Here is an 8,419-nt window from a genome sequence, read left to right as displayed (position 1 = left end):
AGGTCGTGCACGTCGACCAGTCGCCCATCGGCCGCACCCCGCGGTCCAACCCGGCGACGTACACCGGCGTCTTCGACCACATCCGGCGGTTGTTCGCCGAGACCACCGAGGCGAAGGTGCGCGGGTACCTGCCCGGCCGGTTCTCCTTCAACGTCAAGGGCGGCCGCTGCGAGAACTGCCAGGGCGACGGCACCATCAAGATCGAGATGAACTTCCTGCCGGACGTGTACGTACCCTGCGAGGTCTGCCACGGCAAGCGCTACAACGAGCAGACCCTCCAGGTGCACTACAAGGGCAAGACCATCTCCGAGGTGCTGGAGATGCCGGTGGCCGAGGCCCTGGAGTTCTTCGAGGCCATCCCCGGCATCGCCCGGCACCTCAAGACGCTCAACGACGTCGGCCTCGGCTACGTGCGCCTCGGCCAGAGCGCGACCACGCTGTCCGGCGGCGAGGCGCAGCGGGTGAAGCTGGCCTCCGAGCTGCAGCGCCGCTCCACCGGCCGGACCGTGTACGTGCTCGACGAGCCGACTACCGGCCTGCACTTCGAGGACATCCGCAAGCTGCTCGGCGTGCTCGGGCGGCTGGTGGACTCGGGCAACTCGGTCATCGTGATCGAGCACAACCTCGACGTGATCAAGACCGCGGACTGGATCGTGGACATGGGCCCGGAGGGCGGCAGCGGCGGCGGCCGGGTGGTCGCCGAGGGCACCCCCGAGCAGGTGGCCAAGAACAAGGACTCGCACACCGGCCGGTTCCTCAAGGAGATCCTGGCCGGCTGACCCGGTCACGCGCGCACATGCTTCCACACGCGCACACGCCTCCACGCGCACGCATCTTCACGTGCACCACGCCGGCCGACGCGGCCCGCCCCGACCACAGGGCGCGGGCCGCTTGCGCGGGTAAACGCCCGGGAAACTTTCCCGCCCGATCACGGCCGACAGGTCCATGATCTGAACCGCCGCGTGAACTCATCCGTTTCTCAGGACACCGTGACAAAGTCGGGCGGTCGGCGTGGATACGCTGTCGCCCGACATCGCTTTTCTCGTGGAGGAAATCTCTGATGGCCCTGGAAACCACCGAGCAGCAGATCGCCGAGACGACCGAGGCCTGCTGTGGTTCGAGCCACTGCGGCTCCAGTCGCAGGACCGTGCTGCGCGCGGCCGGGGTCGGTGGAGCGGCCGCGGCCATCGGCCTGACCGCCGCCGCGTGCAGCAGCTCGTCGAGCGGCTCCTCGACCGGCAGCTCGCAGAACAACGCCGCGGCCGGCGGCGGGTCGTCCGCGTCCGCGGGCTCCGGCTCGGGCTCCGGTTCCGGCAGCAGCGCCCTCGCCGCGACCTCGGACATCCCGGTGGACGGCGGCAAGATCGTCAACACCGACGGCGGCATCGTGATCACCCAGCCCGCCTCCGGCACCTACAAGGCGTTCACCGCGATCTGCACCCACTCGGGCTGCACCGTCGGCTCGGTCTCGGACAACCAGATCACCTGCCCCTGCCACGGTTCCGTGTTCAGCGCCAAGGACGGCTCGGTGATCAACGGTCCGGCCCAGGCGCCGCTGGCCGCCAAGAACATCAAGGTCGACGGCGGGCAGATCTTCCTGGCCTGATTCCGCCCGGCCCATCCCGCCCCGCCCCGTCCGCCTGCGGTCCCGGCGCGCGGGGCGGTGTTGTGCCGCGCTGCGGCGGACGTCGTCTCGCTGTCACCTCCGCGCACTAGGGTGGGGTTGTGACCGATCCGGCGACCTACCGGCCGGCCCCCGGCTCGATCCCCACCCAGCCCGGGGTCTACAAATTCCGCGATCCGCACGGCCGCGTCGTCTACGTCGGCAAGGCCAAGAATCTGCGCTCGCGGCTGTCGAACTACTTCCAGGACCTCGCCGCGCTGCACCCGCGCACCCAGGCGATGGTGACCACCGCGGCCTCCGTCGAGTGGACCGTGGTGACCACCGAGGTCGAGGCGCTCCAGTTGGAGTACGCCTGGATCAAGGAGTTCGACCCGCGGTTCAACGTCCGGTACCGCGACGACAAGTCCTATCCGAGCCTCGCGGTCACCATCGGCGAGGACATCCCGCGCGTCCAGGTCATGCGCGGCCCCAAACGCAAGGGCGTGCGTTACTTCGGCCCCTACGCTCACGCCTGGGCGATCCGGGAGACTGTTGACGCGCTGCTGCGGGTCTTCCCGATGCGCAGCTGCTCCAACGGCGTCTACCGGCGCGCGCAGCTCTCCGACCGGCCCTGCCTGCTCGGCTACATCGGCAAATGCTCCGCGCCCTGCGTCGGCCGCGTCACCCCCGAGGAGCACCGCCGGATCACCGAGGACTTCTGCGCCTTCCTCGCCGGGCACACCGCTTCGTACACCAAGCGGCTGGAAACCGAGATGAAGCAGGCCGCCGCCGAGCTCGAATTCGAGAAGGCCGCCCGGCTGCGCGACGACCTGGCCGCCCTCGAGCGCGTCCTGGAGAAGAACGCCATCGTGCTCGGCGACGGCACCGACGCCGACGTCATCGGCATCGCCGAGGACGAGCTCGAGGCCGCGGTGCAGGTCTTCCACGTGCGCGGCGGCCGGGTGCGCGGCCAGCGCGGCTGGGTGGTCGACCGGGTCGAGGAGCTGGACACCGGCGGTCTGGTCGAGCACTTCCTGCAGCAGCTCTACGGCGAGCAGTCCGGCGAGGCGGTGCCGCGCCAGATCCTCGTGCCGGCCCTGCCCGAGGACAGCGCCGCGGTCTCCGCGTGGCTGACCGTGCTGCGCGCCACCGGCCAGGTGGACCTGCACGTGCCCCGCCGCGGCGACAAGCGCGCCCTGATGGAAACGGTTGAGCGCAACGCGAAGCAGGCCCTCGCCCTGCACAAGACCAAGCGCGCCTCCGACCTGACCACGCGCAGCCAGGCGCTCCAGGCCATCGCCGACGCCCTCGGCATGGACCAGGCGCCGCTGCGCATCGAGTGCTACGACATCTCCAACCTGCAGGGCACCAACGTGGTCGCCTCGATGGTGGTCTTCGAGGACGGGCTGCCGCGCAAGTCCGAGTACCGCCGGTTCACCATCAAGAGCTTCGAGGGCCAGGACGACGTGCGCTCGATGCACGAGGTGCTGACCCGCCGCTTCCGCCGCTACCTCGCCGAGACCGCCAAGCGCGGCGAGGCGCTGCTGCCCGGGGACACCGAGGGAGAGGGCGAGCCGGAAGAGTTCGAGAAGCTCAGCCGCAGCGCCTACCCGCCGCAGCTGGTCCTGGTCGACGGCGGTCCGCCGCAGGTCGCCGCCGCGGCCCGGGCCCTCGGCGAGCTCGGCATCGACGAGATCGCGGTCGCCGGCCTGGCGAAGCGGATGGAGGAGATCTGGCTGCCCGGCGAGGAGGACCCGGTCATCCTCCCGCGCCAAAGCGAGGCCCTGTACCTGCTGCAGCGCGTGCGCGACGAGGCGCACCGGTTCGCGATCACCTTCCACCGGCAGAAGCGGTCGAAGGCCATGACGGTCAGCGCGCTCGACCGGATCCCCGGCCTGGGCGAAGTGCGGCGCAAGGCGCTGGTGAAACACTTCGGCTCGGTCAAGGCGCTGCGGTCGGCGACCGCGGAGCAGCTGGCCGAGGTGCCCGGCATCGGCCCGGCCACCGCGGCCACGATCGCCGCGGCACTGGCCGAGCAGAAGGCCGCGGCGACGGCGCCGCGTCCGTATGCGATCAACACCGCCACAGGTGAGATCATCGAAGAGGGTGACAATTAGGGGCCGTTCGGTCCGCGTTCGGGGGCGGACGACCGGCCGGCCGTGGCAGGCTCAGCACGGACGGCTCTGAGACAACTGAACACTTCAGCACCACCGGCAACGCCGAGTCCAAGGGGGACTGAGAGACGATGGTGAGCGCCGCAGCGAGCGCGACGGAATCGGAACCGCCCGGCGGCGAGCCGCCCGAGCTCGTCGTGATCTCGGGCATGTCCGGGGCCGGCCGGTCCACCGCCGCCAAGGTACTCGAGGACCTCGGCTGGTTCGTCGTGGACAACCTGCCGCCCAGCCTGATCCCCACCATGGTGGACCTGGCCGCGCGCACCCAGGGCAGCGTGCCGCGGATCGCGGTGGTGGTGGACGTGCGCGGCCGCTCCTTCTTCGAGCACTTGCACGAGGCGCTGGAGCAGATGGACTCCGGCGGCCTGCGCCACCGCATCGTGTTCCTCGAGTCCGCGGACGACGTGCTGGTGCGCCGGTTCGAGAACGTGCGCCGGCCGCACCCGCTGCAGGGCGAGGGCCGGATCACCGACGGGATCGCCCGCGAGCGCGAGCTGCTGCGCGAGCTGCGCGGCGAGGCAGACCTGGTGCTCGACACCTCCAGCCGCAACGTGCACGAGCTGCGCGCTGTGCTGGAGAGCGTGTTCTCCGGCTCCGCGGAGACCGGGCTGCGCGCCACCGTCATGTCCTTCGGCTTCAAGTACGGCCTGCCGGTCGACGCGGACCTCGTGGTGGACTGCCGGTTCCTGCCCAACCCGCACTGGATCCCGGAGCTGCGGCCGAGGACAGGGCTCGATCATGAGGTGAGCGAATACGTGCTCGCACAGCCCGGGGCGAAAGACCTGCTCGAGTCCTACAGCGAGGTGTTGCGCACCATCACCGCCGGGTACCGAAGGGAGGGAAAGCGTTATCTGACCCTTGCGGTAGGGTGCACCGGCGGGAAACACCGCAGCGTCGCGATGGCGGAACAGATCGCGGCGCGCCTGATCGACGACGGTGTGGATACCACGGTGGTCCACCGGGACATGGGACGCGAGTGATCGAACCCGAAGACAGCGCGCACGAGCCTGATCCACGCCCGCCGACCGTCGTCGCGTTCGGCGGCGGACACGGCATGTACGCCTGTCTTTCCGCACTGCGCCGGGTCACCGACCGGCTCACCGCGGTGGTGACCGTCGCCGACGACGGCGGTTCCAGCGGCCGCATCCGCCGGGAGCTGGCCGTACTGCCGCCGGGCGACCTGCGGATGGCGCTCGCCGCGCTCTGCGGCGACGACGAGTGGGGCCGCACCTGGGCCAACGCCCTGCAGCACCGCTTCTCCGGCGACGGCCAGCTGGCCGGCCACGCGCTCGGCAACCTGCTCATCGTGGCGCTGTGGGAACAGCTCGGCGATCCGGTCGGCGCGCTGGACTGGGTCGGCCGGCTGCTCGGCGCGCAGGGCCGGGTGCTGCCGATGTCCGCGGTGCCGCTGGAGATCGAGGCCACCGTGCGCGGCGCCGATCCGCGCAATCCGGACGCGATCACCACCGTGCGCGGGCAGCACGACCTGGCCAAGACCCCCGGCGAGGTGCTGGCCGTGCGGCTGCTGCCGGAGAACCCGCCGGCGGTGCCCGAGGCGGTGGCCGCGATCCACGAGGCGGACTGGGCGATCCTGGGTCCCGGCTCCTGGTTCACCAGCGTGCTGCCGCACCTGCTGGTGCCCGAGCTGGCCGAGGCGCTGACCACCACCCGCGCCCGCCGCATGCTGGTGCTCAACCTGGTGCCGCAGGAGGGCGAGACCGACGGCTACACCGCCGCCGATCACGTCGAAGTGCTCGCCGCGCACTCCCCGGCGCTGCGGCTGGACGCGATCGTCGTCGACCCCAGCTCGATACGGGGCCGGGACGAGGCGCTCCAACTGGCGAAGGCGGCGGCCGCACTCGGCGCGCAAGTGCACACCGCCGAGGTCGCCGCCGAGGGCGGAGTGCCCTACCACGACCCGGAACGGCTCGCGACCGCGCTGCGTCCCCTTCTGGTGTAGTCCTCCGGACGTAGGTCCGGAGTCCTTTCGGTCACAGCGCTGCGGATTGCGCCGTCCGAGTGTCATCCTGACCAGTGACGTGCACGCGGATAGGGAAGGTCCGCGGGGCACGGGCCGTTACGCTACAGCGGTGCCCGGCCGGGCGGATCTTCGTCTCGTCGTTCCCGGGCGCCGCGGCAGTGCACGCCCGGGGAACCGGGGGATCCGAAAACAGGCGAGCGAGGAGGCCGCGAGGCGATGGCGATGACCGCGGCGGTCAAGGACGAGCTGAGCCGGCTCACGGTGGTGAAGCCGTGCTGCCGGAAGGCGGAGGCCGCCTCGCTGCTGCGCTTCGCCGGCTCGATCCACCTCGTGCAGGGCCGCATCGTGATCGAGGCGGAACTCGACACCGCGGCCGCGGCTCGGCGGCTGCGCAAGGACATCGCCGAGGTGTACGGGCACACCTCCGAACTCGGCGTGATGGCTCCCGGCGGCCTGCGGCGTGGCAGCCGGTACATCGTGCGCGTGGTGAAGGACGGCGAGGCGCTGGCCCGGCAGACCGGCCTGGTCGACGGCTGGGGCCGGCCGATCCGCGGGCTGCCGCCGCAGGTCGTTTCCGGGTCCATCTGCGACGCGGAGGCCGCGTGGCGCGGCGCCTTCCTCGCGCACGGCTCGCTGACCGAGCCCGGCCGCTCCTCGGCGCTGGAGATCACCTGCCCGGGACAGGAGTCGGCGCTCGCCCTCGTGGGCGCGGCCCGGCGGCTCGGCGTGTCCGCGAAGAACCGCGAGGTGCGGGGCGTGGACCGGGTCGTGGTCCGGGACGGCGACGCGATCGGCGCGCTGCTGACCCGGCTCGGCGCGCACGAGTCGGTGCTGGCGTGGGAAGAGCGCCGGATGCGCCGCGAGGTGCGGGCGACCGCGAACCGGCTGGCGAACTTCGACGACGCGAACCTGCGCCGTTCCGCGCGCGCGGCGGTGGCGGCGGGCGCCCGGGTAGGCCGCGCGCTGGAGATCCTTGGCGCCGAGGCCCCGGAGCACCTCGCGATCGCGGGCCGGCTGCGCCTGGAGCACCGGCAGGCCTCGTTGGAGGAGCTGGGCGCGCTCGCGGAGCCGCCGCTGACCAAGGACGCGGTGGCCGGGCGGATCCGCAGGCTGCTGGCCCTGGCCGACCGCCGGGCCGCGGAGCTCGGCGTGCCCGGCACCGAAGCCAGCCTGACGCCGGAGCTGTTCGCCGACGCCGGCATCGGCGCGGAGTGACCGGGCCGCGATCGCGGACCCAGGGGCTTTGTTAACAGGCCCGCACAAGGGAACTGCCGAGGAGTCGTAGTCGGCCTGGCACACGAGTCCGGCTCGGCCTGATTCATGGGCACGGCTCGGCCTGACACACCGGCCTGACGTATGAGCCCGACCGGCCTCATACGTGAGCCCGGCGTGGCTCGGCGGATGCCTCCTCGTCGTGCGATTTTGTTGTCTGAAACCTTGTTACCAGCAGGTAATACCAACATCCGGGCCAGTTGGCTTAGCCATCCTTTGCCGCGATAAGTTGAGGTCGACTAAACGGATATCACCGGCATGCCGTGTCGGGAGCGTGCGGATCCCCGGCCGGCGTGCATGAGCGAGGAGACCGGTTCGTGACGACCCGCGTTGGTATCAACGGCTTCGGCCGCATCGGCCGCAACTTCTTCCGGGCCGCGGTGGCCTCGGGCGCCGACATCGAGATCGTCGGCATCAACGACCTGGCCAAGCCCGAGATCCTGGCCCACTTCCTCAAGTACGACACCACCCTGCGCCGCTTCCCGGGCACCGTCGAGGCCACCGACGACACCCTGGTCATCAACGGCAAGGCGATCAAGGTGGTCTCCGAGCGCGACCCGGCCGCGCTGCCGTGGAAGGAGCTCGGCGCCGACGTGGTCGTCGAGTCCACCGGCCTGTTCACCAAGGCCGCCGACGCCCGCAAGCACATCGAGGCCGGCGCCCAGAAGGTCATCATCTCCGCCCCGGCCAGTGACGAGGACATCACCATCGTCATGGGCATCAACGAGGGCAAGTACGACGCGGCGAACCACCACGTGATCTCCAACGCGTCCTGCACCACCAACTGCCTGGCCCCGCTGGTCAAGGTCCTGCTCGACGAGTTCGGCATCGAAAAGGGCCTGATGACCACGATCCACGCGTACACCACCGAGCAGCAGCTGCTCGACCAGATCGCGCTGACCCGCAAGGGCACCATCGACCTGCGCCGCGCCCGCTCGGCCGGCCAGTCGATCATCCCGACCTCCACCGGCGCCGCCCGCGCGATCTCGCTGGTCATCCCCGAGGTCAAGGGCAAGCTGGACGGCTTCGCGTTCCGGGTGCCGGTGCCGGTAGGCTCGATCACCGACCTGACCGTCGACCTGTCCCGCGAGACCACAAAGGACGAGGTCAACGAGGCCTTCAAGAAGGCCGCCGCCGAGGGCCCGCTCAAGGGCTTCCTGCGCTACACCACGGACGAGATCGTCTCCGCGGACATCGTCACCGACCCGTCCTCCTGCATCTTCGACTCGAAGCTGACCCTGGTGCAGGGCAACCAGGTCAAGGTGGCCGGCTGGTACGACAACGAGTGGGGCTACTCGAACCGCCTCGTCGACCTGATCGCGCACGTCGGCGGACAGCTGTAGTCCAGCCCCCGAGGCCAGGGTCGTAGGGCCTGCGTTCCGCATGCGA

General features: G+C 70.9%; 7 protein-coding genes. All 7 read left to right on the top strand.

The window, feature by feature from the left end; genetic code table 11:
- Nucleotides 1–779 (top strand): ATP-binding cassette domain-containing protein (locus VFB40_RS21840; RefSeq protein ID WP_324853575.1); only part of this gene is annotated, 779 nt, incomplete at its 5' end.
- Between the two features lie 281 nt (nucleotides 780–1,060).
- Entirely contained in the window at nucleotides 1,061–1,606 is a 546-nt protein-coding gene (locus tag VFB40_RS21835; RefSeq protein WP_324853573.1) for a Rieske (2Fe-2S) protein, read from the top strand.
- Nucleotides 1,607–1,725: 119 nt separating this feature from the next.
- Entirely contained in the window at nucleotides 1,726–3,720 is a 1,995-nt protein-coding gene (gene uvrC, locus VFB40_RS21830; protein ID WP_324853571.1) for an excinuclease ABC subunit UvrC, read from the top strand.
- 128 nt (nucleotides 3,721–3,848) lie between these two features.
- Nucleotides 3,849–4,757, top strand: a complete 909-nt coding sequence (gene rapZ / locus VFB40_RS21825; RefSeq protein ID WP_324853569.1) for an RNase adapter RapZ — start codon at nucleotides 3,849–3,851, stop codon at nucleotides 4,755–4,757.
- Nucleotides 4,754–5,737 (top strand): gluconeogenesis factor YvcK family protein, encoded by a 984-nt coding sequence (locus tag VFB40_RS21820; protein WP_324853567.1) that lies wholly within the window; start codon nucleotides 4,754–4,756, stop codon nucleotides 5,735–5,737. The genes rapZ and VFB40_RS21820 overlap by 4 nt, the downstream gene beginning before the upstream one ends.
- Nucleotides 5,738–5,974: 237 nt before the next feature.
- Nucleotides 5,975–6,973 carry a DNA-binding protein WhiA gene (gene whiA, locus VFB40_RS21815; protein ID WP_324853565.1) on the top strand — a complete coding sequence of 333 codons (999 nt, stop codon included), beginning with the start codon at nucleotides 5,975–5,977 and terminating at the stop codon, nucleotides 6,971–6,973.
- A 374-nt stretch (nucleotides 6,974–7,347) separates the two neighbouring features.
- A complete protein-coding gene (gap, locus tag VFB40_RS21810) occupies nucleotides 7,348–8,373 on the top strand; it encodes a type I glyceraldehyde-3-phosphate dehydrogenase (RefSeq protein WP_324853563.1) in 1,026 nt (341 codons plus the stop codon).
- The last annotated feature ends 46 nt before the right edge of the window (nucleotides 8,374–8,419 follow it).

Origin of the sequence: Actinocrinis sp., from assembly GCF_035650855.1 — a bacterium.
Classification (GTDB): domain Bacteria; phylum Actinomycetota; class Actinomycetes; order Streptomycetales; family Catenulisporaceae; genus Actinocrinis.
Note: the sequence above shows the minus strand (reverse complement) of the source record. Positions and strands in the feature narration are given on the sequence as shown.